This window comes from Nonlabens sp. Hel1_33_55, from assembly GCF_900101765.1.
Lineage (GTDB): Bacteria > Bacteroidota > Bacteroidia > Flavobacteriales > Flavobacteriaceae > Nonlabens.
Window position 1 is genome coordinate 31,973 of sequence record NZ_LT627735.1, and the last position, 24,170, is coordinate 56,142.

24 protein-coding genes are annotated in these 24,170 nt (G+C 39.2%); 10 read left to right on the forward strand and 14 right to left on the reverse strand.

The annotated features are described in order from the left end of the window. Nucleotides 1-271: 271 nt before the first annotated feature. Complete coding sequence (locus BLO34_RS00100; protein ID WP_090751482.1) at nucleotides 272-634, forward strand: CoA-binding protein; 363 nt, start codon at nucleotides 272-274, stop codon at nucleotides 632-634. Between the two features lie 186 nt (nucleotides 635-820). Here BLO34_RS00100 and BLO34_RS00105 read toward each other — a convergent pair whose 3' ends face one another. Next, complete coding sequence (locus tag BLO34_RS00105; RefSeq protein WP_090751484.1) at nucleotides 821-2,278, reverse strand: sodium:solute symporter; 1,458 nt, start codon at nucleotides 2,276-2,278, stop codon at nucleotides 821-823. A gap of 94 nt (nucleotides 2,279-2,372) precedes the next feature. Between BLO34_RS00105 and recR the strand changes: the two genes are divergently transcribed. The 4 genes from recR (at nucleotide 2,373) to BLO34_RS00125 (ending at nucleotide 6,013) form a co-directional block, all read left to right on the forward strand. Beyond that, nucleotides 2,373-2,990 carry a recombination mediator RecR gene (gene recR / locus BLO34_RS00110; protein WP_090751486.1) on the forward strand — a complete coding sequence of 206 codons (618 nt, stop codon included), beginning with the start codon at nucleotides 2,373-2,375 and terminating at the stop codon, nucleotides 2,988-2,990. 3 nt (nucleotides 2,991-2,993) lie between these two features. Continuing rightward, a complete protein-coding gene (locus BLO34_RS00115; RefSeq protein WP_090751488.1) occupies nucleotides 2,994-4,130 on the forward strand; it encodes a glycosyltransferase family 2 protein in 1,137 nt (378 codons plus the stop codon). Nucleotides 4,131-4,260: 130 nt separating this feature from the next. Then, the gene (locus BLO34_RS00120; protein ID WP_090751490.1) at nucleotides 4,261-5,631 is read left to right on the forward strand and encodes a dihydrolipoamide acetyltransferase family protein; all 1,371 of its coding nucleotides are present in this window, start codon (nucleotides 4,261-4,263) and stop codon (nucleotides 5,629-5,631) included. 97 nt (nucleotides 5,632-5,728) lie between these two features. Next, nucleotides 5,729-6,013: a hypothetical protein gene (locus tag BLO34_RS00125; RefSeq protein WP_090751492.1), complete on the forward strand. Its 285-nt coding sequence runs from the start codon at nucleotides 5,729-5,731 to the stop codon at nucleotides 6,011-6,013. Between the two features lie 23 nt (nucleotides 6,014-6,036). Here BLO34_RS00125 and BLO34_RS00130 read toward each other — a convergent pair whose 3' ends face one another. Then, nucleotides 6,037-7,176, reverse strand: a complete 1,140-nt coding sequence (locus BLO34_RS00130; RefSeq protein ID WP_090751494.1) for a glycosyltransferase — start codon at nucleotides 7,174-7,176, stop codon at nucleotides 6,037-6,039. A 30-nt stretch (nucleotides 7,177-7,206) separates the two neighbouring features. Here BLO34_RS00130 and BLO34_RS00135 point away from each other — a divergent pair, with 30 nt between their 5' ends. Beyond that, the gene (locus BLO34_RS00135) at nucleotides 7,207-8,022 is read left to right on the forward strand and encodes a glycosyltransferase family 2 protein (RefSeq protein WP_157686567.1); all 816 of its coding nucleotides are present in this window, start codon (nucleotides 7,207-7,209) and stop codon (nucleotides 8,020-8,022) included. 43 nt (nucleotides 8,023-8,065) lie between these two features. Further along, nucleotides 8,066-8,461 (forward strand): sugar 3,4-ketoisomerase, encoded by a 396-nt coding sequence (locus BLO34_RS00140; protein ID WP_090751497.1) that lies wholly within the window; start codon nucleotides 8,066-8,068, stop codon nucleotides 8,459-8,461. Here BLO34_RS00140 and BLO34_RS00145 read toward each other — a convergent pair. The 4 genes from BLO34_RS00145 to BLO34_RS00160 are packed head-to-tail and all read right to left on the reverse strand — an operon-like array spanning nucleotide 8,444 to nucleotide 11,734. After that, nucleotides 8,444-9,382, reverse strand: a complete 939-nt coding sequence (locus BLO34_RS00145; RefSeq protein WP_157686569.1) for a glycosyltransferase family 2 protein — start codon at nucleotides 9,380-9,382, stop codon at nucleotides 8,444-8,446. The genes BLO34_RS00140 and BLO34_RS00145 overlap by 18 nt on opposite strands. Then, entirely contained in the window at nucleotides 9,379-10,254 is an 876-nt protein-coding gene (locus BLO34_RS00150; protein ID WP_090751502.1) for a glycosyltransferase family 2 protein, read from the reverse strand. The genes BLO34_RS00145 and BLO34_RS00150 overlap by 4 nt, the downstream gene beginning before the upstream one ends. Nucleotides 10,255-10,290: 36 nt before the next feature. Next, nucleotides 10,291-11,076, reverse strand: a complete 786-nt coding sequence (locus BLO34_RS14630; protein WP_172823937.1) for a class I SAM-dependent methyltransferase — start codon at nucleotides 11,074-11,076, stop codon at nucleotides 10,291-10,293. Then, nucleotides 11,051-11,734, reverse strand: a complete 684-nt coding sequence (locus tag BLO34_RS00160; RefSeq protein ID WP_090751506.1) for a cell division ATP-binding protein FtsE — start codon at nucleotides 11,732-11,734, stop codon at nucleotides 11,051-11,053. Before BLO34_RS00160 ends, BLO34_RS14630 begins: the two co-directional genes overlap by 26 nt. Nucleotides 11,735-11,859: 125 nt before the next feature. Here BLO34_RS00160 and BLO34_RS00165 point away from each other — a divergent pair, with 125 nt between their 5' ends. From BLO34_RS00165 to BLO34_RS00175, 3 genes are all read left to right on the forward strand, one after another. Beyond that, complete coding sequence (locus tag BLO34_RS00165) at nucleotides 11,860-14,895, forward strand: tetratricopeptide repeat protein (RefSeq protein WP_090751508.1); 3,036 nt, start codon at nucleotides 11,860-11,862, stop codon at nucleotides 14,893-14,895. Nucleotide 14,896: 1 nt separating this feature from the next. Next, the gene (locus BLO34_RS00170) at nucleotides 14,897-16,633 is read left to right on the forward strand and encodes a hypothetical protein (RefSeq protein ID WP_090751509.1); all 1,737 of its coding nucleotides are present in this window, start codon (nucleotides 14,897-14,899) and stop codon (nucleotides 16,631-16,633) included. A gap of 145 nt (nucleotides 16,634-16,778) precedes the next feature. Further along, the gene (locus tag BLO34_RS00175) at nucleotides 16,779-18,413 is read left to right on the forward strand and encodes an amidohydrolase (RefSeq protein WP_090751511.1); all 1,635 of its coding nucleotides are present in this window, start codon (nucleotides 16,779-16,781) and stop codon (nucleotides 18,411-18,413) included. Nucleotides 18,414-18,514: 101 nt separating this feature from the next. Here the strand turns inward: BLO34_RS00175 and BLO34_RS00180 are convergent, their stop codons facing one another. From BLO34_RS00180 to BLO34_RS00215, 8 genes are all read right to left on the reverse strand, one after another. After that, nucleotides 18,515-18,952: a YkvA family protein gene (locus BLO34_RS00180; protein WP_090751513.1), complete on the reverse strand. Its 438-nt coding sequence runs from the start codon at nucleotides 18,950-18,952 to the stop codon at nucleotides 18,515-18,517. Further along, complete coding sequence (locus tag BLO34_RS00185; RefSeq protein ID WP_090751515.1) at nucleotides 18,949-19,365, reverse strand: VOC family protein; 417 nt, start codon at nucleotides 19,363-19,365, stop codon at nucleotides 18,949-18,951. The genes BLO34_RS00180 and BLO34_RS00185 overlap by 4 nt, the downstream gene beginning before the upstream one ends. Nucleotides 19,366-19,428: 63 nt before the next feature. Next, nucleotides 19,429-19,971: a ClpP family protease gene (locus BLO34_RS00190; RefSeq protein ID WP_090751516.1), complete on the reverse strand. Its 543-nt coding sequence runs from the start codon at nucleotides 19,969-19,971 to the stop codon at nucleotides 19,429-19,431. A 58-nt stretch (nucleotides 19,972-20,029) separates the two neighbouring features. Continuing rightward, nucleotides 20,030-21,052, reverse strand: coding sequence for an AI-2E family transporter (locus BLO34_RS00195; protein ID WP_090751518.1), 1,023 nt, complete (start codon nucleotides 21,050-21,052; stop codon nucleotides 20,030-20,032). A 2-nt stretch (nucleotides 21,053-21,054) separates the two neighbouring features. Next, the gene (locus tag BLO34_RS00200) at nucleotides 21,055-21,294 is read right to left on the reverse strand and encodes a Rho termination factor N-terminal domain-containing protein (RefSeq protein WP_090751520.1); all 240 of its coding nucleotides are present in this window, start codon (nucleotides 21,292-21,294) and stop codon (nucleotides 21,055-21,057) included. Nucleotides 21,295-21,335: 41 nt separating this feature from the next. Continuing rightward, nucleotides 21,336-22,160 carry an alpha/beta fold hydrolase gene (locus tag BLO34_RS00205; RefSeq protein WP_231959524.1) on the reverse strand — a complete coding sequence of 275 codons (825 nt, stop codon included), beginning with the start codon at nucleotides 22,158-22,160 and terminating at the stop codon, nucleotides 21,336-21,338. 16 nt (nucleotides 22,161-22,176) lie between these two features. Beyond that, complete coding sequence (locus BLO34_RS00210; protein ID WP_090751522.1) at nucleotides 22,177-22,722, reverse strand: hypothetical protein; 546 nt, start codon at nucleotides 22,720-22,722, stop codon at nucleotides 22,177-22,179. 152 nt (nucleotides 22,723-22,874) lie between these two features. Further along, a complete protein-coding gene (locus BLO34_RS00215; protein ID WP_172823938.1) occupies nucleotides 22,875-24,119 on the reverse strand; it encodes an alpha/beta hydrolase-fold protein in 1,245 nt (414 codons plus the stop codon). Between the last annotated feature and the right edge of the window lie 51 nt (nucleotides 24,120-24,170).

The following is a 24,170-nucleotide window of genomic DNA, read 5'->3' on the forward strand; positions in this document are numbered from 1 at the left end:
TTAGGTTGCCCTTATGAGAATACGGCAAATTCCGCACCTTATGATAATTAAACATGTGCATCAAAAACAAAATCCCGAGCCTGCAAGCTCGGGATTTCTAGTAACCAAATAATAACACTAACCATTAATTACGAGTTATTTGGCTATTGAATTTAGCGGCGTCAATCAAACGCTTGCCTGCTGTTATCAAATAAATCAATAAAGGTTTATCACTTCCTTCATTATATAGACGAACGAATTTTCGTATTGTTACAGTAAGAGTTTTAAAATTATGTCAAAGAAAACATTAGTGTTGGGAGCATCCCTGAAAGCAGAAAGGTATTCAAACATTGTGATCCATAGATTGCGAAAGTATAACGTTGAAACAGTAGCCATAGGATTGCGGCCAGGAACTATCGATGATGTCGCAATTGATACAGATCTGGTACCTTATGAAGATGTAGATACTGTTACGCTATATCTAAATCCACAACGCCAAGAGCCTTACTATGAATACATTTTGAGTTTGAATCCCAACCGAGTTATTTTCAACCCAGGAACTGAAAACCCGACTTTTTATAAAAAGTTGCAAAATGATGGAGTCGAAGTTGAGGTAGCTTGTACGTTGGTGATGCTTGGAACGAAGCAGTATTAACGATTGTATGTAAGGGTTAAGGTTTTGAAAATTAGCTTTTCCAAGTTCCAAGTTCCAAGTTCCAAGTTCGAAGTTCCAAAAATTGCCAATTATTGTTTTGCTGCGCAAAACATAACTGCTGATTGCCAATTTTTGAAATTTTCCTCATTCCTCATTCCTCATTCCTCATTCCTCATTCCTCATTCCTCATTCCTCATTCCTGAAAAACAAACTCACCAGCCACAACCCTAAAAAGGTTACTGCACCGTTGAGTAGAAGAATAAAGAATCCAAATTCGAATCCGCCATAGGTTGATGACAGGTGGCTTATTGCATAGGTGATGAATGGTGATGCGACCGCGATAAATGGGATGGCTTTGTGATTGACTTTAAGCTTGGTCAAAATCCCAAACCCAAACAGTCCCAACAATGGGCCATAGGTGTAGCCCGCAAAAACAAAGAGTTTGTTGATGACGCTGGCATCCTTGATCACGTATTCAAAACTGACGATTACCAGAATCAAGATTACTGAAAACCCTATGTGAAATAATTTGCGCAACCATTCTTGTCTCTTTTCGGTAAATCGGGTTTCTATTTTTACGATGTCTACAGAAAAGGATGTCGTTAAGGAGGTAAGTGCACTATCTGCACTAGAATAGGCTGCTGCGATCAATCCCAGCAAGAATACTAGCCCAATTCCAATTCCCAAGCCGCCGTTAATAGCGATCGCAGGGAACAAATCGTCCTTTGAGGCTGTTATGGATTCCGCTTTCGCGAAAGCGGTAAGAAGTACACCTAATGCCAAAAACACAAAATTCACGATAGTCAAAACGATCGTAAACCAGAAGATGTTCTTCTGCGCATCCTTCAAACTGCGACAAGTCAGGTTTTTTTGCATCATATCCTGATCCAGACCCGTCATCACAATCGCGATAAACGCACCTGCCAGAAATTGTTTGACAAAGTATTTGTCACTTTTCCAGTCATCCCAGAAGAATACTTGAGACAAATCGCTATCGGCGACAAAATTTACGATGCTACCAATACCGTTGAGTTCAAGACTATCTGAAATAAAGTAAATCGCGACGCCCACGGCGACGAGCATGAATAAAGTCTGCAGTGTATCTGTCCATACGATGGTTTTGATACCAGATCTGAATGTGTACAGCCATATCAACAGAACAGTAAAGGTCACAGTTTGCCAGAAGTCGATGCCCATTTCATCAAAAACAAATGTCTGCAACACTCCAGCGACCAAGTATAATCTAAAACTGGCACCAACAATGCGGGACAATAAGAAAAAGCTACTACCCGTATATTGTGCTGCACTACCATATCGATCACCTAAATAACTGTAGATCGAGGTCAGATTCATGCGGTAATATAGTGGCATCAACACCAGACCTATGACCGCATAACCAACGATGTAACCCAGGACCACCTGAAAATAATTCATCGCGCCAGCCTCCACAGCACCAGGAACTGAAATAAAGGTCACACCACTTAATGATGCTCCTATCATTCCAAAAGCAACGATGTACCATGGCGAGCTGCGATTGCCTCTAAAGAAGGTGGCGCTGTCACCCTTGCGGCCTACTATAAATGAGATTCCAACTAGAACCGCAAAATACAGGGCGATGGTAATTAAGATTTGGGTAGAACTCAAGGTTTGGGTTTTGGCGCTAAATTAATATTATTCTATCGTCTATTGGTAACCGCTGGTCATGAGAAACATTAGTGAGTGTGTATATTTGTGAGACATGAATTTTTCCTCAAAAATCTTAGAAGAAGCTGTTAATCAGGTTTCGCAATTACCTGGAATTGGTAAACGCACGGCGTTACGACTGGTTTTGCATCTTATGCGCCAGCCAGAACAGAATACAGATTTGCTGACAGATGCATTATTGAAAATGCGTCATGATCTCCAATTCTGTAAAAAATGCCATAATGTTAGTGATACAGAACTTTGTGAGATATGTGCAAGCCACAGTCGTGATGAATCCATCGTTTGCGTCGTTGAGGACATTCGGGATGTGATGGCGATAGAAAATACCAGCCAGTACCGCGGTTTATATCATGTTTTAGGTGGTAAAATAAGCCCGATGGATGGAGTAGGACCGCAAGATTTGAAAGTCGCGTCACTGGTAAGGCGAGTCAAAGAAGATGGAGTTAAAGAAATAATTTTTGCGTTGAGTCCAACTATAGAAGGTGATACCACTAACTTTTATATTTTCAAACAATTGGATGGGCTTGAGATCAATACTTCCACTATTGCTCGTGGTATATCTGTTGGTGATGAATTGGAGTTTGCAGATGAGGTTACATTAGGTCGCAGTATTCTTCATCGTGTTCCCTACGAGAATTCTATGAAGAATTAAAAAATGAAACTCTCTGTCATCATTTTAAATTACAATGCACGAGTCTTTCTGGAATTGTGTGTTGAAAGTGTGCTGCGCGCAACGCAACATTTGGATGCAGAGGTGATTGTAGCAGACAACGATTCTACAGATGATAGCATTGAGAGACTTCTGCGCATATTTCCTCAAGTCAAAGTAATAAGGCTAGATGACAATTATGGCTTCTCAAAAGGCAACAATGTCGCGGTTGAGCAGGCTAGAGGTGAATACATCTGCCTCGTGAATCCTGATGTGATTGTTGGAGAACAAGTATTTGAAAATTGCCTAGCTTTCTTTAATAAAAAGGATCAAGAAGTTAACGCTGAACCAAATCTAAATATAAAAGCGGAAGCAAAATCAGGCTTCTTAGGCATCAAACTCATAGATGGTAGCGGAAAGTATCTACCAGAAAGCAAACGACGTATTCCAACTAGAAAAGGAATTTTGAAAAAGATGCTGGGCTTCTCTGATAGCTATTATGACCAGCGCATTCAAGAAGATGAAAACGGTCCAACCGAAATATTAGTCGGTGCTTTTCTCATGACGAGAAAGTCTGTTTACTTAGAACTGGGCGGTCTTGATGAACGCTATTTTATGTACGGCGAGGATATTGACCTCACATACACAGCGACTAAATACGGATTCCATAACTATTATCTAGGTAGTGAAACTGCTATTCATTTTAAGGGAGAAAGTACCGTTAAAGATGCCAAATATCTAGAGCGATTTTATGGTGCGATGTACCTCTTCTATGAAAAGCATTATCCTAACGGGAAATGGTTGAGCAAGTTTTTGAAGTTTGCAGCTCCTAAACTTTTAGGCAATAAGAAACCGGAAGCACCTCAAGAGGTTGATCAACTACCATTAGTATGCGTTACAAATGATGATGAATATCAGCCGGAATGGGCAGAACGATCCATGTCTTTTAATGATTTTACATCTGAGAAGGATAAGAGCTGTAAGTATGTTTTTGATTTGGATAGTTTGGATAATTCTAATCTGATTCAAAATATGAATCGCACTAGCGGAATTACTTGCAAATACAGATTTCTAAACCCAAATAGAACAGCATACGCAGGCAGTGATTCTAGTTCTTATCGCGGTGAGGTAAGGATCCTTTAAAGAATAAGGAAGGTTTTTGAGGTATTACCATTGAAATCTTAAATATTTCCTATCACAATGCGATATTCATAATCGGTTAGGTATTATTAGTACTTTTGCAAAATATTAAAACAAACTAGGTTTTTAAGATATGGCTCGATTTGAATTGAAGTTGCCCAAAATGGGAGAATCTGTAGCAGAAGCTACCATTACCTCATGGCTTAAGAATGTAGGTGATGCCATTGAAATGGATGAGCCTGTACTAGAAATCGCCACTGATAAGGTCGATAGTGAAGTGCCTAGTGAAGTAGACGGCAAGCTTGTTGAAATTCTTTTTGAAGTTGATGATGTTGTCAAAGTAGGGCAAACCATAGCCATCATAGAAACCGACGGTGATGATGAAGGAGATTCAGAGAATTCAAGTGATGATTCAAATGAAGTAGAAGAAACCATAGTTGAAATTGGAGCACCAGCTGGCTATGCAGAGCAAGCTACTAAAACTGCTGAAGAACAAGTCGAAAAAGGATTAGACACTGCTGGGAAGAATGATTACGCTTCAACCGACTCATTCTACTCACCGTTAGTAAAGAATATAGCCAAGGAAGAAAATATCTCCATGGAAGAACTGGAGTCCATATCTGGCACCGGTAAGGATGCAAGAGTAACTAAAAACGATATTCTAAAGTTCGTAGAAAATCGCAAAAGTGGTAAGGTTGCTCAAACTTCAAAAGCTCCTGAAAGTAAAGCAGCTCCAGCCAGTCATACTGCAGCTCCTAAACAGGCGCCTAAGGCTACACCGGTTTCAGTGAACGGCGATGATGAGATCATAGAAATGACACGCATGGGTAAAATGATTGCTCACCACATGGTGGCATCTGTACAAACCAGCGCGCACGTTCAAAGCTTTATAGAATGTGACGTGACAAACATCTGGAACTGGAGAAAGAAAAATAAAGAAACCTTCCTAAAGCGTGAAGGTGAGAATCTAACATTCACACCTATTTTCATGGAAGCCGTGGCACAAGCCATCAAGGAGTTCCCGATGATTAATATTTCCTTGGATGGTGACAGAGTCATCAAGAGGAAGAACATCAACCTAGGTATGGCAGCAGCCTTGCCAGACGGTAACTTAATTGTTCCTGTAATCAAAAATGCAGACCAGCTCAATCTCGTTGGAATGGCCAAAGCGGTAAATGATCTCGCAGGAAGAGCACGTGATGGTAAATTAAAGCCAGACGATACACAAGGCGGTACGTACACCGTAACTAATGTTGGAACCTTTGGGTCAGTAATGGGAACACCTATTATTAATCAGCCTCAGGTAGCGATTCTTGCATTGGGTGCCATTAGAAAAGTTCCTGCCGTCGTTGAAACGCCAGATGGTGATTTCATTGGTATACGCATGAAAATGTTCTTGTCACATAGTTATGATCACCGCGTGGTCAATGGTGCGCTGGGCGGGCAATTTGTGCAGCGAGTTGCTCAATTATTAGAAGGATTTGATCCTGATAGAAGTATTTAATAGCTCGCTTTCGCGAAAGCGAAATAAGAAACAAGCTAAGCCAGTCCTCATTGACTGGCTTTATTTTTAATCGCAATCTAAAACCTATTTTTGCATTATGGCAGATCCACTTTACCTAGAAGATTTTGATTATTTCAATGGTGCCAAAGTGTTGCATTATTTTGAATTCCTAGAACCCCAAAAAGTCAAGGATGAATACTTTGTAGAACATGAGGTACATGCATTAACCATCTGTGATTATGATGGTGAGGAAACCATGCTATATTATTTTGACGATGATCTTGAAATAGTTTTAGAATTTGAATTCATGATCCCAAAACAGGCAAAGGATAAGGCTGCAGAAGATTTTCAGGGTATCGACATCCAGTGGAAAAACAAGTAATGACTTAGAATCCAGCTAGTATTTTATTTCTTGTAATATTTCAAATACCGTTCTGCAATCATGACGCTCTCATGATGTTGCAATACGTGATTCCGAGCAGCACGACCTATTTCTAGGATGGACGATGGATTCTCAATAAGCTCAGAAAGTTTTTCAACTAAATAATCCACATCAGGTTGAGCATCAATCACAGGAACAGATTCTAAATTGTGAGCCTTAAGGTAAATTTCGCTTCCACCACTAAACACCACTTTTCCCTGTAGCATTGCTTCTAGTGCATTATAGCCTTGGTCATAGCACAGCACCTGGTCTAATAGGATATGTGCTGCTTTGTATTTTGTAATGTACTCTTGATAGGCAAGGTTTTCTGCGATGATGATCTCCACTTTAGAGCCATATTTCTTTTTAATAATCTCGAGCGCCTCTTCAAAATAGTTGATTCCTTTTTTCCAGTAATTGGATCGATTGATGCCCATGAAAATCTTTATCACAGATAGATCGGCATTTTGATCCAGCTGTAACGCACCACAATTGATCGCTGCTGGAATTATAGATGTTGCCTTATTTTGATTCTTCAAAGCCATAGCATAATCGATATTACTAGGAATGATTTTAGTAGCTGCATCTAGAATGCGATAGTAATTTTCCCGATATGCTGGCTGTAAATATTTATACGTGAACAAAAAATCACTTTGCTTCAGTTCTCCTCGTTTGACAGGATCGAGAATGCTGTAACCTTCATGTATTTCGGTCAAATATTTGACGTATTCATGATCATCGCCGCAGGCTGCCAGAAAAATCGTGTGATTGTGAGCAAGGATAAAATCAATCATCTTCCGTTCTATGCTAGCATTGCAGTTAAACGGATTTGAATTGATGAACTGGACGATATCAAAATGTTTGAGTAGGTGTTCGCTTTCGCGAAAGCGAGATAACTTCAAAAAATCTGCAAGATTATAGCCGGTAACCTTCCAAAATCCGACTTTAAGTTTACGGGTGAGCCAAGTGCGTTCAAAAAAATCATTGCCGATGTTGATATCAACCGGAAATCTCTTAAAACCGTCACCATCACCTATAATAGTGACTTCATGACCTAAAAATTCCAGCCCATATTTGAGTGAGTTGTGGAAATTACTGTACTCGCCTACCAGCAAGATGCGCATAAAAAGTACCTTTGGGTTAAAGATAAGCCCTTGGCGAGATACACCACAGACGATCTTGAAATTCTCATCGCGACCATAGCTCGCGAGGATCTATCTTTTCTGGAAGCTATTTTTTCCCAGCCGCTGGAATCAATAGTCCATAATATATTGATTGTCAATCAAAGTAAAACGTCCCAACTTAAAAGTGACTTCCATAACATCAGGGTTATCAATGATGTAAATCCCGGACTTAGCCGTAGTAGAAATATTGCCATTGAGAATTCTATCGGTAAAATTTTGTGGATCATGGATGATGACTGCCTAATTGCTGATGATGCGGTTAACAAAATTGTAGATGCACATTCCTCTTACAAACATGAGGTCATCGTATTCCAAACAACCACTTTTGACAATGAACTTATCAGGACTTATAGTCGCAGTGCACAGTCTCTCTCACATAGTGAAATAAAAAAAATTCTTTCTCCAGAGATTACGCTCAAGAAAGCGTCTATTATAGCCTCTGGGCTATCGTTTGATGTGAAGTTTGGTTTGGGTGCTCAATTTCAGGATAGTGAAAATTATGTTTTCTTTCTAGATTTAATACGAAAGGGAATACCAATGTTTTTTGTGCCAGAAATTATAGTTTCTCACACTGCATTGACTAGTAGTAATGAAGTTGAAAGCAATAGATTGATATATGCTCGAGGAGCTCTAGCGGCAAAAATACATCCATCTACAGCCCGATTTTATCAATGGAAGTATGTGTTCTTTTTATGGCGCAAGGGTTACGTGACCAGCTTTACCAAGTTGGTCGATAAATTCAGAATCTTCGGTCAAGGAATTGAAGATTACAATTCGGGTCGATAATCACATCGTGATGGCCATCTAGATCTATAGTATATTTGAAATTATGGAATATCAAATTATAGACATCCCTAAAATCACAGATCCACGAGGTAACCTTGCTGTAGTGGAAGGTGACACTATTCCGTTTGAAATTAAACGTATCTATTATCTCTTTGATGTGCCGAGTGATAGTCATCGTGGTGGTCACGCGCACAAATCATGTCGATCCTTACTGATTCCCTTAAGCGGTAGTTTTACAGTGAAGCTTTATGACGGTAAAGAATGGAAAAGTATTTTATTAAATAAGCCAGATAAAGGTTTACTGATCCCAACCATGTTATGGAGAGAGCTGGAAGATTTTTCTAGTGGTGCCGTTTGCTTATCTGTGGCATCCCACGATTTTGATGAATCTGACTATATCAGAGAAATAGAAGCCTTTGAACTAGCGTCCCGATCGTAATCTAAACCCAAGATTTCCTAATATCTTTTGAGTTCTTTTAAGAGCCTTAAGCTGTCGCCTACTCATATCTAGTAGGTTTTTTTGCTTTTTAGTCAAATTGTTGGTGTCAATTTTATGTTGATACATCGCCGCATTCTTAATGTCATTTTCAAGACGATAACCTATGGCAATGGAATAGCGATTGATATCCAGGAATTTTTTCAGGCCCTTATGTTGCTCGATCTTTTCTTCGTATTTATCAAAGTCCATAACAACACGATTGTTGAGGTCAATTCTAGCAGATCGATTGGCAGCTGTCTGATCAATAACAACAGTAACGTTGGAATTGAATACCACCTTTTTAGATAGGCCTGCGCGAATCAAAAAATCGGTGTCCTCTGTGTGAGTTAAGCTCTCATCATAAAATACGGGCTCGCTTCCTTTTGTTTTCATGCAGAAGCTTGAAGAAGTCAGGATAGAATTGAGGAAGTTCTTTTTAAAGAATGGCTTTACCATCTCTGGTTGATCGTGTTTCCAGTTTGAGAATTTCGTTTTGGAATATTTCTTTTCGCTAAATTTCTGACGGTAATTGTTAGCAAAAATATCTGCCTTTGGAAATAACTCTATCGATTTCTGGAATTCGCTCAAATGATCCGGCATCCAATAATCGTCTGCGTCTAGAAAGGCAACATAATCATATTCATTCTCAACTGCATGATGAATACCTACATTGCGTGTATACCCAACTCCATGATTGGATTGGCTTAGGACCTCAACTCTTTTATCCTTGATGCTCGACAATTTAGAATGGCTGGAATCTGTAGACCCATCGTCTATGATTAAAATATTACAGTCAACCGTTTGGCCTAAGGCAGATTCAACAGCTCTTGTTATTGTTTCTTCTTTATTGAATAAAGGAATTACCGTAAGTATTTTTTTCAAATCGATTTTTTGAGTGAAGTATAAAAATACAATTTATTGAGGTCTAATAATATCATGTTTGGTCTGGAAGAAAGAAGGTTATTTTCAATAGGCTTTTTAAATAATCTCATTACCGAAAGGAAAATAGTCTTTAAATAAAACTTTTCTAAAATTAGTACCGCTCGCTGCACTGGTCTAAAATCTTCTGGGATCAATTTCTTGCTTTCCAATAACCATGTGAATTTCAAGCTTTCATAAATTTTATTCAAATATTTGCAATTGTCTTCCAGCCCCAAATGAATCACAGGATTATCTATGTGTGTAATTCGATAATTACCTTTTTGAATTAGATAGGAGATGTAAATATCCTGACCATAATAATTGAAATTATTATCAATTCTGAGGTTGATAAAAACTTCTTTTTTCACCATAAATCCCATGGATATCAAGCTCTGGTAAAAATCTTTCCTTCTGTTTGCTACACTTCTTGATTCATGCTGGCGACCATATTTCCAGCGGAGTATTTTATTATCCTCAGGTGGGTTTTTCTGGTAGAGCACTCCGCCGTAGATAAAATCATAGTTGCTAGCACAATGATTTAAGTATGTTTTAATGAAGCTTCCCGAAGCAGGAAAAACATCGGCATCCAGAAAAAGTATGTTTTCAAAAGCAGCTTTTGATGCAAGAATTATTCTGGACTTGTGCCTACCTTGATTTTGTTCGTTTTTCAGCAACCTCAATTCTGGAAAAGATTCTAATTTAACGGTAATCGTTGAGGCATCATCCAGAATCAATATTTCAAAAACCGCAAATGAAGCCGATAGTTGTTTTTTTAATTCAACGACTAGATTGGTGATATCTGTATTATAAACGGGAATGCAAATACTAATCAATGCAGAATCTTTTACTGAATATAGTCAACATATTTTTTATGTGGACGCGTTAACTGCTGGAAGCGGTTTAATTGCTTGGATAAAAATATCTTCATGCATGCCGTTTTCAAGTTTTGGCTCAAGTTGTTGAATTTCAATCTTGGCATCTTGATTAACCTGTCTAAATCTCTTTACTAGACCTTCCAGACTATAAATTCTCACATGATCTTTTTGGCCAAATTCCCTTTCACGTTCTTCTTCTGTTCTTATGTTTTTGTTTTCATAAATGTCACCATCCTTGAATGGTGTTTGAATAAGAATCGTTCCATTGGGTTTCAGCGCACGATAAACCTCTGACATGGCCTCTTTGTCTTCTACGATATGTTCCAAAATATGAAAACAAATGATCAGATCAAATCGATCATTTTCTACCGGCAAATTGGTTATGTCATAGTTTTCGGAAGCCTGAAACTCATTTTCAAAATCGGTTGAGGTGTAGTTTACAGATTCAAGCGATGCAATGGCTTTATTCAAACTGCTCGAAGGAGAAAAGTGTAGAATAGATCCCTGTAATAGATTATTTGAGTTCAGATAATCCCACAATTGTCTTGTGCGACTGCGGCTCCCGCAGGCTGGACATAACAGGTCATTATTTAAAGTTATGAATCTGTTGAGTTTGACCCGGCAAATATTGCATTCGTATTTATTTCCCAAATAAGGTAACGCAGCAACTTTGCGGAAAAAGAATTCATTTCGTGATAAAAACTCTTTTGGAAATACCTTCTTTACAAGTTTTTTAATCGCGGTGTACATTTGGTCACACTGTTTTTTGCACCACTTCAAACACCTCACCATCGTCACATTTCAGTGTTTTGGATGGGTATTTCAATATCAATGCATAGTCGTGTGTTGCCATAAGAATGGTATTTCCGTTCTTGTTGATGGTTTGCAAAACCTCCATGATTTCTACACTTGTTTGTGGATCAAGATTACCTGTGGGTTCATCTGCAATAATCAGTTCAGGATCGTTGAGCAGTGCTCTAGCAATCGCAACGCGTTGTTGCTCACCACCTGAAAGTTCATGAGGGTATTTGAAACCTTTAGTTTTCATTCCTACCTTATCCAGTACTTCATCAATCTTATCCTGCATTTCGGTTTTGTTCTTCCAGCCGGTGGCCTTGAGAACAAATTTTAGATTTTCTTGAATCGTTCTATCAGTAAGCAATTTGAAATCCTGAAAGACGACTCCTAGTTTGCGACGCAGGAAGGGAATTTCGCTTTCGCGTAAGCGAGATAAATCAAAATCTACAATACTTCCTTTACCTTTTTTGAGTGGAATATCACCGTACAAGGTTTTCATCAAAGAACTTTTTCCACTACCCGTTTTACCGATGAGGTACACAAATTCACCTCTATCAATATTGAGGTTCACATCTTTAAGAATCAAGTTGTCCCGTTGGAAGATATCCACCTCTGATAGTGAAAGCACGTGGTTTGACATAGTAATAATTTGATGGGTAAAGTTACACAAAGCTGTGGATAACCTCGCGTATAATTAAATCGTAAAAGCGGCGTTAACATTGTGTAGGATTTTAATTTTACCAACTTAGACTAACGACATCTCACATGAGGAAATTTGCACTCGCAACCCTAGCCATAGGATTCTTTACTACTGGATTTGCCCAGCAATCAAAGATATTTACTGATCAATTGCGCAACTACAATACTGCAGTAGATCTTTACCAAGAAGATCAGTATGTAGCTGCACAGCGTCTTTTTGAACAAGTCATTGACAAGTCTGCAGATGAGACCATCAAGGGTAACGCAGCCTATTATGCTGCAAATTGCGCCGTACGTCTCAACCAGCGCAATGCAGATGATATGGTAGAAGCTTTTGTGGAACAATACCCAACTTCTACTAAGCGTAACAGTGCTTTTATCGATGTAGCAGACTATTATTTTGAGAATGGTGATTACCGCAAGTCTGCACAATGGTATGATAAAGTAGATGAGAGAAATCTTTCTCAAAATCAAAAAACCAAATTTTATTTCAATAACGGCTACACGCTTGTCCAAAGCAAAAAATTTGATGAAGCAAAACCTTTTTTGAATCGGGTAAGTGATGATCCTGAATATGGTTCACAAGCCAAATACTACTTAGGATACATTGCCTATGAAGGCGATGATCTAGAAACGGCAGATGAACTTTTTCGTGAGGTAGAAGAGACTCCAGAATCTGATGATAAACTCTCGTATTATCAGGCAGATCTTAATTATAAGTTGGGTCGGTTTGATGAAGCCATTTCTCTGGCAGAAAAACAAATGGCAAATTCCAACCGTCAAGAACAATCAGAGCTCAATCGTATAATAGGCCAGTCATTATTTAATCAAGGCAACTATGCAGAGGCCTTGCCGTATTTACAAGCTTATCAAGGAACACGCGGCAAGTGGAACAATAATGATTATTATCAGCTGGGATATACCTATTATAAATTGAATGATTTTGAAAACGCCGTAGCAACCTTCAATAAAATCATCGATGGAGAGAATAAAACCGCCCAGAATGCCTATTACCACTTAGGACAAAGTTACATTAAGCTTAATCGTAGCGAGGACGCTTTGAATGCTTTTAAAAAAGCCAGCGAGATCGCTCTGGATGATGAAATCACAAAGGATGCGCTCTACAACTATGCAAAGTTGAGTTATGAAAATGGGAACCCGTATGAAAGTGTTCCAGCCGTGATTCTAAGTTACATGGAAGCTTATCCAGATGCTGCTAATATTGACGAGATGAATACCTATCTCATCGATTCTTATTTTACCTCAAAAAATTATGCTGAGGCTCTAGAGCTTCTTGAAGATGGACGTATAAGAGGTAATGAAAATGTTTATGGAAAGGTGGCATTATATCACGGTCTCAATCTATTCACCGCTGGCGATTATAAGGATGCACAGTCCAGTCTAGACAAGGCTATCAAGTATCTAGAAGAAAACGATCTCAAGAAAAAAGCAAGATTCTGGAGAGCAGAAACTCTTTATCAACTCAATGACTACAAAGCAGCCATAGCCGAGTTCAATCAGGTGAAGGGCAGCAACGCCAGCATTGAAGAAGATAACTTGTTGGATTATGATATGGGTTACACCTATTTCAAGCTTCAGGATTATGGCGCGAGTATTGGTGCGATGCAGCGATATGTCGCCAGAGCTGATGATCCCGTAAGAAAGAATGATGCTTACATGAGAATAGGCGATGCCAACTTTGTGTCCAAACAATACTGGCCAGCCATCGAGTCCTATAATGAAGCCATTAAAACTGGTGGTCCTAGCGCAGATTATGCCAGCTTCCAGAAGGGAATGTCCTATGGTTTTATCCAGCGTGTAGATAGTAAGGTTGAGGAGCTCAATAAGTTTTTGACCAACTACAAAACCTCTCAATATCGCGACGATGTTATGTATGAATTGGGAAATACCTATATCAACAACAATCAAGTAAATAGCGGTATCCAGACTTACGATCGTTTGATTTCTGAATTTCCTAACAGTCGTTACACGGCACCGGCGATGATGCGTAAAGGGCTTCAATTTTATAATGACAACCGTCTTGATGAAGCATTAAGTGTTTTCAAACAAGTGGCTTCAAAATATGCAGGAACACCACAAGCCGTAGAAGCGGTGAGTAGTGCAAGACTGGTTTACATCGATCAAGGAAAAACTGCAGAATATGCTAGCTGGGTGCGCGGTCTGGATTTTATAGACGTGAGCGATAGCGAGCTGGATGACACCGCTTATGAAAGTGCAGAGCGTCCATTTTTGCAGGGTAATATGAGCAGTGCGATACGTGAACTCAATAAATATTTGGAACAGTTCCCTAATGGAAAATATGCACTACAAGCGCATTTCAATCTGGCGCAGGCCTATTTTTCTGAAGGTAATAAAGCAGCCAGCATTCCGCATTATGAATATGTGGCAAACCGTGAGCGCAGTGAATATCTGGAGCAGGCACTTGCACGATTGAGTGAGATATACCTCAATGATGCGGTGAGTAGTGGTGTGGATAGAAAGTCCGCTTTCGCGAAAGCGGTACCCATTTTAATCAAATTGGAAGCCACAGCAGATTTTCCTCAAAACAAGGCTTATGCACAATCCAACTTGATGAAAGCCTATTACGAAACAGAGCAATACGACAAGGCAGAAAGCTATGCCAATAAAGTATTGCGCGACGGTACGACAGACAGTGCGGTGCGAGGAGATGCTGAGGTCATTATCGCAAGATCTGCATTCAAAAATGGTAACATGAGCGCTGCAAAAAGCGGTTATGCCCAGGTGATGAAAAACGCCAGCGGCGCCATAGCTGCAGAAGCTACGTACTACAAAGCTTACTTTGAAAACCAAGAAGGCAAACATGAGCAAGCGATCAACACTGTACAGGGATTGTCTAAAAATTATGGCAGCTACAAATTATGGAGCGCAAAAGGACTGGTTGTAATGGCCAAAAGCTATGATGCTACCAATCAAACACTTAATGCCGTGACTTTACTACAAGGTGTGATCGACAACTTTTCTCAGTATCCCGATGTTGTCGCTACCGCTCAAACCGAATTGAATCGCATTAAAGCGGTACAAGCCAAAACTAATTCTTCCATAGCTCCATCAAATAACTAATATGTTCCAGAACCTGAAATATATAACTGCAGCGGTCGCTGCGGTACTGATTACAAACATTGCAAGTGCACAAACTACTGAAGAAGATAAACTCAATGGTGGAACTATCACGGTCGTCAAGGCCTATGATCCATCAGTCGCAGATGCTTTTAAAGTAAAGAGCACGCCGCAGTTGAACGACACGACAAGAATCCAGAAGAAAGCAGTCACTTACAGCATTTTCTCGGTTCCAGTTGCTTCTACTTTTACACCTGCAAAAGGAAAGTTGTCTAGACTAAAACCTAGAAAACGACCTACCTATTATGATAACTATGCCAGATTAGGATTTGGGAACTATGGAAATATTGTAGCAGAATTTGCTGGCAATATCGAGGTAGATAAGGACAGTGATTTTGGAATATTCCTGAATCACAACTCATCTTTAGGAGGTATCAATGAGGCTGTTTTAGATGATTCGTATTTAGATACGGCGCTAGATTTATCTTACGGTCACCGTTCGCGAGATGCTAGTTTTGGAATTACAGCTGGAGCAAGATACCAGGGCGCTAACCTTTATGGTGTGCGTGAACCGTTTAGACAACAGATCATCGATCAGGATCTGGATGATAAAGATGTAGGAGTCAATTATCTCTCGTACGGATTGGGCGGTAATCTGGACTTTTTTGATTCACCTTTCAAAAATATTCAGGCAAAGTTTACGGGAATTACCAGCGATATGGACGGTAGTGAAATACGAGCCATGATTAATCCTAACCTTGCTTTTGACATCGAGGACACTGAATTTGAATTAGGAGTTTCTCTGGATTATTTGTCTGGTAGTTTTGACGAGCAAGGTCGCGTACCAGCACAAACAGATTATTCCTATGTCAGTACTGGAATCAACCCAAGCATCAATCTATATGGTGACTTATATAAGGTGGAGCTAGGTGCGACGCTCAACTATTTATCAGATATAGAGAATAGCGACGGGCAGTTTAATGTCTATCCAGATATTCTAGCAACTTATAAATTACTGGACGATCAGATCATTGCCTACACTCAGATTTATGGAGGTCTTGATATGAATAGCCTACAACAGTTTGCAGATGAAAACGTGTTCCTTGCACCAGCTATTGATGTCATACCAACTGATCGAGTGATCGATGCACAATTAGGATTGAAAGGAAAGGTCACAAATAATTTAGGTTACAAAATCTATGGTGGTTACAAGAAGGAAAATAACCGTTCTTTCTATACTAAGGACACTGGTCTTATTCTTGCCGCTGGTGCTCCTAAAGATGAACTGGGTAATGTTTTCTTTACAGAATACGCAGATCTTGCCACCACATTTATAGGCGCATCTTTAAGTGTTGATGTAAGCTCAAAATTCAATATGACACTTAGTGGCCGCAGTATGAATTATGATGTGACCAACGGTGATGATATTGAAAATACCGCTTCGCAATTGCCACAATTCACTGCAGATGTTGTGGGAACTTTGCAAATCACTGACAAGTTAGATATAGGAACGACCGTTTACTTTGTGGGCGAGCGTGATGTTTACAGAACCGGTTTTGGAACTGAATCGCTGGATAGTTTTGTGGATCTAAATCTAGATGCCAATTATAAAATTAATTCAAGGTTGACCGTTTTCCTTCGTGGGAATAATTTGACTGGTGGTAACTATCAATATTTCTTGGATTATCCGGTTCAGGATCTGCAGGTATTGGGTGGTGCTGTGTATAAATTTGATTTTTAATGTAGAGTTCGCTTTCCTGCCTGCCGCAGGCAGGCGCGAAAGCGGACACATAAAAACCTAAAAACACTAAAAAGAAGTCACTCATAAAAGTGGCTTCTTTTTGTTTTAGGCTAGGTCTAAGATCTTTGTGCCTTATTTTTATGCCATGAAAAAATTCTTCTTCCTCGCAGCGGCGTTCGTACTATTATCTTGTCAAAATAAAGATGCAGATAATTACGTCGATGCCATATACACGAATGGTAACATCTATACCGTTGACAATGATTTCTCTACGGCAACCGCTATGGCCGTTAAAGACGGGAAAGTTTTTGCTATAGGAACTCAAGAAGAAATTGATGCGCTCAATTTGAAGTCTGATGATATGATCGATCTTGAAGGTCAATTCGTTTATCCAGGATTAATTGATGCACATTGTCACTTTTACAGATTTGGCGAGCAGTTGCAGCAGGTAGATTTAGTTGGAACCACTAGTTATCAAGAGGTATTGGATCGAGTGAGCGCCTTTCAAGAAAAGAATAATAAATCATACATCATAGGTCGCGGTTGGGATCAAAACGATTGGGAAGAAAAAGAATATCCTACTAAAAAAGAACTAAGCGAACTTTTTCCAGATACTCCGGTAGCTTTAACACGTATTGATGGACACGCGATGATCGTGAATCAAGCAGCTCTTGATCTCGCAGCAGTCAACGAAGAAACAATGTTTTCAGGTGGTGACATTGAGCAAATCGATGGTCAACTCACAGGAATATTAGTAGACAATCCTATGGAATTGATTGAAAAAACATTTCCAGCCGCGAGCCGTCAGGCAGATATTGAGGCGCTGATTGATGCGCAGGAAATCAACTTCAGTTATGGGTTGACTACGGTTGACGATGCTGGCTTGAATCGTGAAACCATAGAATTGATTGACAGCTTACAGCAGGCAGGAACTTTGAAAATGAAGATCTACGCGATGGTGAGTAATACACCAGAGAATTTGGATTACTATTTAGATAAAGGCATTGTCAAGACAGACCGTTTAAATGTTAGATCCATTAAGTTTTATGCAGATGGTGCTTTGGGATCTCGTGGTGCTGCGATGAAAGAATCGTATTCTGATCGAGAAAATCACTTCGGTGCGCTATTGAGTAGTGTCGAGGACTTCAAGAAAACGGCTGAACGTATTGCAGGTACAGATTACCAAATGAATACACATGCTATAGGAGATAGCGCCAACGTGGTGGTTCTCAAAACCTACCGAGAATTATTGAACGACATGCCAAACAGAAGATGGCGTGTGGAACATGCCCAAATCATAAGCCCAGCCGATTTTGAATATTTTGACACCGATAGAATCTTGCCGTCTGTACAACCAACTCATGCTACCAGCGATATGTACTGGGCAGAAGATCGAGTAGGAGAAGAGCGTATCAAAGGCGCTTATGCTTATCAAAAATTATTGGATCAATCTGGTATGCTGGCTTTAGGGACAGATTATCCTGTAGAGCAAGTAAATCCGTTCTTAACATTTTATGCCGCTGTGGCAAGACAGGACACTAGCGGTTTTCCTGAAGGTGGTTTCAATCCGCAGGATGCTATTTCTAGGGAAGATGCCTTGAGAGGAATGACGATTTGGGCGGCTTACTCTAATTTTGAAGAAGATGAAAAAGGAAGTCTGGAAAAAGGAAAAGCTGCGGACTTTATGATTCTTCAAGAAGACCTCATCAACATGGCTATTCAGGATGTACCAAATCTAAAAGTAAAAGCTACCTACGTTAATGGAGAGAAAGTTTACTGAGACCTTTTCTTAAATTACAGAAAGAAAAAACGGCTGATCCATTATTATGAGATCAGCCGTTTTCAATTATAAAAAGTCGGTAGTAAGTAAAACTGTATGTTTTACTTAGCCTGCTCCAATGTTTCTATCTCGTCAGGTGTTGTTAGATTGTGCGAGAGTTTCCAGTCTAGGTATTTGTGTAGATCAGAATCTATCCAGCCTACAACTATCGTCATTACGGTCATGTCGTCTAGATATCCCAATCCTGGAATGAAATCTGGAATAAGGTCAAAAGGACTTAAAACATAAAGTAGCGCACCACCTATCGCTGCAATTGTAAACCATGGCACTGCAGTGTAAATCCCCTTGCGATAGTCTTTGATCATCATCATCATGACATCAAATAGCTTGTAGTATTTTTTAAGGACTTTGACGGTGGACATTATAAAGGAAATCTTTCCTTCTCTTTTGATCACCTTATCCACATCATCTGTTGTGGTGTTTTCGGTTTGATCTCTAACGTATTCCTCGTCAGGAGTAAATGTATCTTTTAAACTCATGTTGCAAATATTTGGTTGAAATCCTTGAACGATTTGAATTCTAAGGCGTTTCCGCTAGGATCCTTGAAGAACATGGTGGCCTGCTCGCCTGGTTGTCCTTCAAATCGTATGTAGGGTTCGATTATAAATTGAATGTTTTTGTTTCGTAACGCTTTCGCGAAAGCGTGGAAATTCTCCCATTCCAGCACAACACCAAAATGCGGAACTGGTACCGCCTTTCCATCGACAGCATTTGTTACTTCTGGAGTGATATTATCACTAATATGAATCACTAGTTGGTGACCAAAGAAATCAAAGTCAACCCATTGATCGCTACTGCGACCTTCTTTCATGCCTAGCGTATCGCGATAAAACTCCCTAGTAGTAGTGATTTCACGTACGGGAATGGCAAGATGGAATGGTGTTAAACTCATGTTCTAAATGTATAAAAAAAGCCGTTCTTGTAAGAAACGGCTTAGGTTAATGTATTCTCAATTTTACACGATACCGTCCACGATACCGTATTCCATAGCTTCATCTGCACCCATCCAGTAATCACGGTTAAAATCTTTCATGACTTTTTCAAAAGTCTGGCCGCAATTATCTGCTAATATTTGTGCACTCAATTCTTTGGTTTTCAAAATCTCTGCAGCAGTGATTTCAAGATCTGCACCAGTACCACGCGCACCACCACTAGGTTGGTGAATCATGACACGGCCGTGTTTCTGTATCATTCGCTTGCCTTTTTTACCACCACTCAACAATATACTTCCCATGGAAGCTGCAAGACCGCTGCAAACCGTACTCACAGGGCTACTCAATTGCTGCATCGTATCATATATAGAAAAACCTGCAGTTACATAGCCACCTGGGCTATTGATTACAAATGTTATTTCTTCATTACTTAATGAATCTAAGAATAGAAGTCTGTCCACACAGTGTCTTGCTGTACGGTCGTCTACCATTCCCCAAATGAACAACTTGCGCTGTTCAATGAACTTTTCATCTATTTTATCTTGAAGTTTTATCGCTTTACTCATTCAATTTTTGTTTGGTATAAAAATAAGAAAATCTATGTTGGTAGCTGTTGTATTGATCTTAAATGGCTTCCTTTTGATCGCCGTATTCTTTTTTATAGATTTTAATTAGAAGTAAAAATAAACTGATCAAAAGTGGCCCAAAAATTAGACCTATAAAACCGAATAGCGGCACACCTACCACAACTCCTATAAGTGTTATTAATGGGTGTATATCTGCCAGCTTTTTTTGAACAATTAATCTGAAGAGGTTATCTGTAGATCCTACTACCACGGCTCCATAGATTAAAATTCCAATGGCAGACTCTGTCTCGCCTTGAGCTAATAATAATATTACCACAGGAGCAATACCTAAAGCTGTTCCCACAAAAGGGATCATACTACCTATAACGGTAACACCAAACCAAAAGAATGGATTGTCAACCCCAAATATGTAATAACCTATAAGCGCCACAATACCTTGCATGATGGCTACTAGAGGAATGGCAAGTGCATTTGACTTTACAAGATCTATACTTTCCTTGCCTATGGCTTTAATGTTTTTCTTTTTTAAAGGCAGATATCTCAATGTCGCATTTTGCCATGTTTTTCTCTCGATCAGCATATAATACAAAAGGAAAAACATCACACCAACTGCTATAAAAACGGTAAGGCTAGAATCGGCAAAATTGCTAAATACGTAGGATAGCGTGCTTTTCACTTGTTCGCCGTCAATTGCTGGGACTACATCAAAACCTACGTAATCTTCAATTTGCCTGATTTGTGTTCTTATTTGTTCCGTGATTTGATCGCTATTAGCAACTGCATCTTTGATTTGCGAGGTGAAAAGAAGTCCTAGACCTGCTACAGGTAATAAGATGACAATGACACTTACAACCAAAAGAAGCGTTGCCGCAACCCAGGGTTTCCAGCCTTTTTCTTCAAAAAACCGTTGGGCTGGAACTAGTAATACATAAAGAGTAACGGCAGCGAGAACACCACCTAAATAGGGAAGCATTTCATAGATGATGAGCACTGCTGCCACCATGAGAATGAGAACGACAAAAATCTGTCTTATAATACTGGCTGGAATTTTTTGTTGCATAATTAGTTGTTGCGTAGAGCATTAATAAGTTCCTGCTTATTCATTTTTGAGCGGCCGTCAATTCCTACTTTCTTAGCTTGTTCGTAGAGCTCATCTTTGGTGCGCTCCTCATATTTTTCTGCATTACCACCTTTTTTTCCACTGTCTGGAGTATTAGCAATGCGCGCTGCTTTTTCTTGAGAATATCCTTTGTCCCTCAACGCATCATATTGCTCCTCATTTTTTATGCTAGGTCTGCCCATCTTTTTTATTTAAAGATAGATAGAAGCTTTACAGACTTTTCCTATAAAAAGGCTAAGATTTGATCAACGACTTCTGGAGTGTGAAGACTATGGCCACCTGTTTTTGAAGTATAGGTTGTGGCGTTTTTTAATCCTGCTGCAATAGACGCCATGCTTTTGTAGCTTACAATAGCATCCTGCTCGCTATGAACCAGTAGAACTTCTGCATCAATGTCTTTGACAAAATCTGCAGTATTGAAATCAGAAATATGAAACCCGTAGTATTTGTAAAGTAGGTCGTCCATTCCATGATAGACCTTATCGTTGAATCCAGTGAGGCGTTGATAGCCTCTCATGATTTTATCAAAGCGATCTGGACCACCCAATAGGACTAATTTTTCCAGATACGTATGCGGATTTTTAGATTCCTGATAAACCGTCGCCATGGCTCCAACGCTATGGGCAATAACAATTTCTGGATGAAATAAATCCATTACCTTTTTTATTTCTCTAGAATATTTAACAGCATTAAAATCTGTGCCAGTAGAAGCACCATGAGCAGGTGCGTCAATTGAGATGATATTATAATCTAGTTTCTGTAAAGGTTCAATCAAATATTTCCATCGCCACGAATTGGATTCCCAGCCATGAATCAATAAAATCGTTTTACCATTTCCTTTCCAATGATATAGCTGAATAAAACCTTCTTCTGTGATCAGCTTTTGTTTGCGGGCTGTATCTAAAAATTCATTTTGAAAAGGTTGAATTTTTCCTGCTCGTGGATAGCTAAATACACCTAATGCGAGTTTGCCTGCTTTCTCTTTTGAAAAAACAGAAACTGTGTTAAAATAAAAGCCGTACAATTTAGGTACGGCTTTGTTTATCAAACTTTTTAGCATCGTATTACCAGCTTATGAATACAAATTCTGGTGTTGCCGTATCAGGAATCATGGTGTTTTCTATAGTTGCACTCATGTCAAATTTCACTTCGGCAGGTAATTCTTCCTTGTCTATGGTGAAGTAAAAATTCTGATCATTGACCCAAACTACAGCGCTATTAATCATGTTGTCGATACTGCTCACTTTATAAGTCTCGCTGATCGTTTTGAAATCACTGTCAACACTAATACCTTCTGCAGTGACATATCTCTCGTCATGCACTCTAATATTTTCAATGGTTGAGGTGCTGTCTGCATCATAAGGAGTTAGAGACAATAAGTGTTTACCACCTTTTTCATAGATCTCAATGGTATTGGGGCCGTTTGCAAATTCATCTCCTTTTACAGGATTTACAATGCTGTCCATTGCAAAAAGGCTATCCACTTGATACACCATGGCATCTTTAGTCAACATTCCTATGCGATCCTTGTTCCACTCAAACGGATTTTGCTCCTCTGCACAGCTGGCAAGAAAGGTTATAGTAACTAGTATAAAAAGTAACTTTTTCATATAAAAATTTAAGGTTGTAAAATTACGTTGACTGTTGGGACTAGCCAATTAATAAATGGTTTGTTTCTAGTAGATGTTTGTGGCTTTTTCGCTTTCGCGAAAGCGAACTTATCATCGTCTTTTCACATCCTAACAAACAACTTAAAAACTACCTATTGACGTTTCAAGGATTCCATTCTGCTTTTGTAAGTATCATCGGGATTGAGCTCATAAGCTTTTGTGGCAAACTCCAATGCTTTTTCAAAATCACCCGTGCTTTCATAATACTTTGACATAAAATGATATGGGCTGGAGCTTTCAGGATAATATTCCAGCGAGAAGTCAAGGAACATTTTTGATTTCTCAAATTGCTCCATGTCTAGACTCATGTCACCTAGAATAGTAAGCAACTCTTCAGGATAGGGCGCCACTTGATAACCAAAACGATCTTCCAGCTTCTGAGCGCGATATTTTACGATCTCAAAAAGCTCTTCGTTAGAAGTTTCCGGAGAATTAAATTTATCAGTGTTTTCCATTTGATACCAATCAAAAGTGGCTATCATTCCATCCATGATCGATGGAAATGCAATCGTGCCATGTAAATCTCGAGGATAAAACTTCCAATCAAAATCCAACTCGTTTGCAGAGTGCTCTCTAACCATGTCTGCAAAGGCGATGTTTGATCTAGGAAATACGGTGAAGTCAGTCGAATCTTTTACCACATTTTCTAGCGTCATTTCAGGATCAAGCATACTTAACTGACCGTTGAGAGACATAAAGAGGCTTTTTCCTTTATAATCTTGGGTAGCTAATTTTGTATTGGATTCCTCTAATAATTTTTGATCATCCCAGTCTAAACTAGGATCAATGGCGAGGTAATTTGAAAATAATTCTGGATGATGGATCAAGGAGTAAATGGTAAACAAACCACCATAGGAATGACCAATGAGTGTCCTGAACTGGGTCACTGGATATTTGTTCTCTATAAAAGGAATCAGCTCTTTCTCCATGAACTGAAGAAATGCTTCAGCTTTTCCATTTTCCTCATTGAAGGGCATCCCGTATTTTTCATTTATAGTTGATGTGGTGAGGTCTCGAACTCTATTTTCTGCATTAGAGATTCCAACTAGAATCATCTCTGGTGTAAAACCACCGCTATAAAAGCTCTGTACATTTTTTACGGTTGGTAAAAGAACCTCTCCATCTAAAATGTAAACCACAGGATATTGTTGTGATCCATTGTTTTGAAAACCGTCGGGTAATTCTATATAAATCTCCCTGTTTTCATTAAGGATTTCCGAATAAAGGATATCCACAACACCTGTTTTTTCCAAATAACTTTTGCCTGGATCCTTTTGAGAAGCACAGGTAAGACTGACTAAAATTAATAAGCTGGCAGTCAATATATATCTAATCATTTTTGAGATTTAATGTTTGAACTCGGCTCGTTAGGTTGCATGGATTAAGAG

Bases quoted from the DNA above. Each gene is read 5' to 3' on its own strand.
- BLO34_RS00100 (WP_090751482.1), top strand. From the start codon at position 272: ATGTCAAAGAAAACATTAGTGTTGGGAGCATCCCTGAAAGCAGAAAGG.
- recR (WP_090751486.1), top strand. From the start codon at position 2,373: ATGAATTTTTCCTCAAAAATCTTAGAAGAAGCTGTTAATCAGGTTTCG.
- BLO34_RS00115 (WP_090751488.1), top strand. From the start codon at position 2,994: ATGAAACTCTCTGTCATCATTTTAAATTACAATGCACGAGTCTTTCTG.
- BLO34_RS00120 (WP_090751490.1), top strand. From the start codon at position 4,261: ATGGCTCGATTTGAATTGAAGTTGCCCAAAATGGGAGAATCTGTAGCA.
- BLO34_RS00125 (WP_090751492.1), top strand. From the start codon at position 5,729: ATGGCAGATCCACTTTACCTAGAAGATTTTGATTATTTCAATGGTGCC.
- BLO34_RS00130 (WP_090751494.1), bottom strand. From the start codon at position 7,176: ATGCGCATCTTGCTGGTAGGCGAGTACAGTAATTTCCACAACTCACTC.
- BLO34_RS00140 (WP_090751497.1), top strand. From the start codon at position 8,066: ATGGAATATCAAATTATAGACATCCCTAAAATCACAGATCCACGAGGT.
- BLO34_RS00160 (WP_090751506.1), bottom strand. From the start codon at position 11,734: ATGTCAAACCACGTGCTTTCACTATCAGAGGTGGATATCTTCCAACGG.
- BLO34_RS00165 (WP_090751508.1), top strand. From the start codon at position 11,860: ATGAGGAAATTTGCACTCGCAACCCTAGCCATAGGATTCTTTACTACT.
- BLO34_RS00170 (WP_090751509.1), top strand. From the start codon at position 14,897: ATGTTCCAGAACCTGAAATATATAACTGCAGCGGTCGCTGCGGTACTG.
- BLO34_RS00175 (WP_090751511.1), top strand. From the start codon at position 16,779: ATGAAAAAATTCTTCTTCCTCGCAGCGGCGTTCGTACTATTATCTTGT.
- BLO34_RS00180 (WP_090751513.1), bottom strand. From the start codon at position 18,952: ATGAGTTTAAAAGATACATTTACTCCTGACGAGGAATACGTTAGAGAT.
- BLO34_RS00185 (WP_090751515.1), bottom strand. From the start codon at position 19,365: ATGAGTTTAACACCATTCCATCTTGCCATTCCCGTACGTGAAATCACT.
- BLO34_RS00190 (WP_090751516.1), bottom strand. From the start codon at position 19,971: ATGAGTAAAGCGATAAAACTTCAAGATAAAATAGATGAAAAGTTCATT.
- BLO34_RS00195 (WP_090751518.1), bottom strand. From the start codon at position 21,052: ATGCAACAAAAAATTCCAGCCAGTATTATAAGACAGATTTTTGTCGTT.
- BLO34_RS00200 (WP_090751520.1), bottom strand. From the start codon at position 21,294: ATGGGCAGACCTAGCATAAAAAATGAGGAGCAATATGATGCGTTGAGG.
- BLO34_RS00210 (WP_090751522.1), bottom strand. From the start codon at position 22,722: ATGAAAAAGTTACTTTTTATACTAGTTACTATAACCTTTCTTGCCAGC.
- BLO34_RS00215 (WP_172823938.1), bottom strand. From the start codon at position 24,119: ATGATTAGATATATATTGACTGCCAGCTTATTAATTTTAGTCAGTCTT.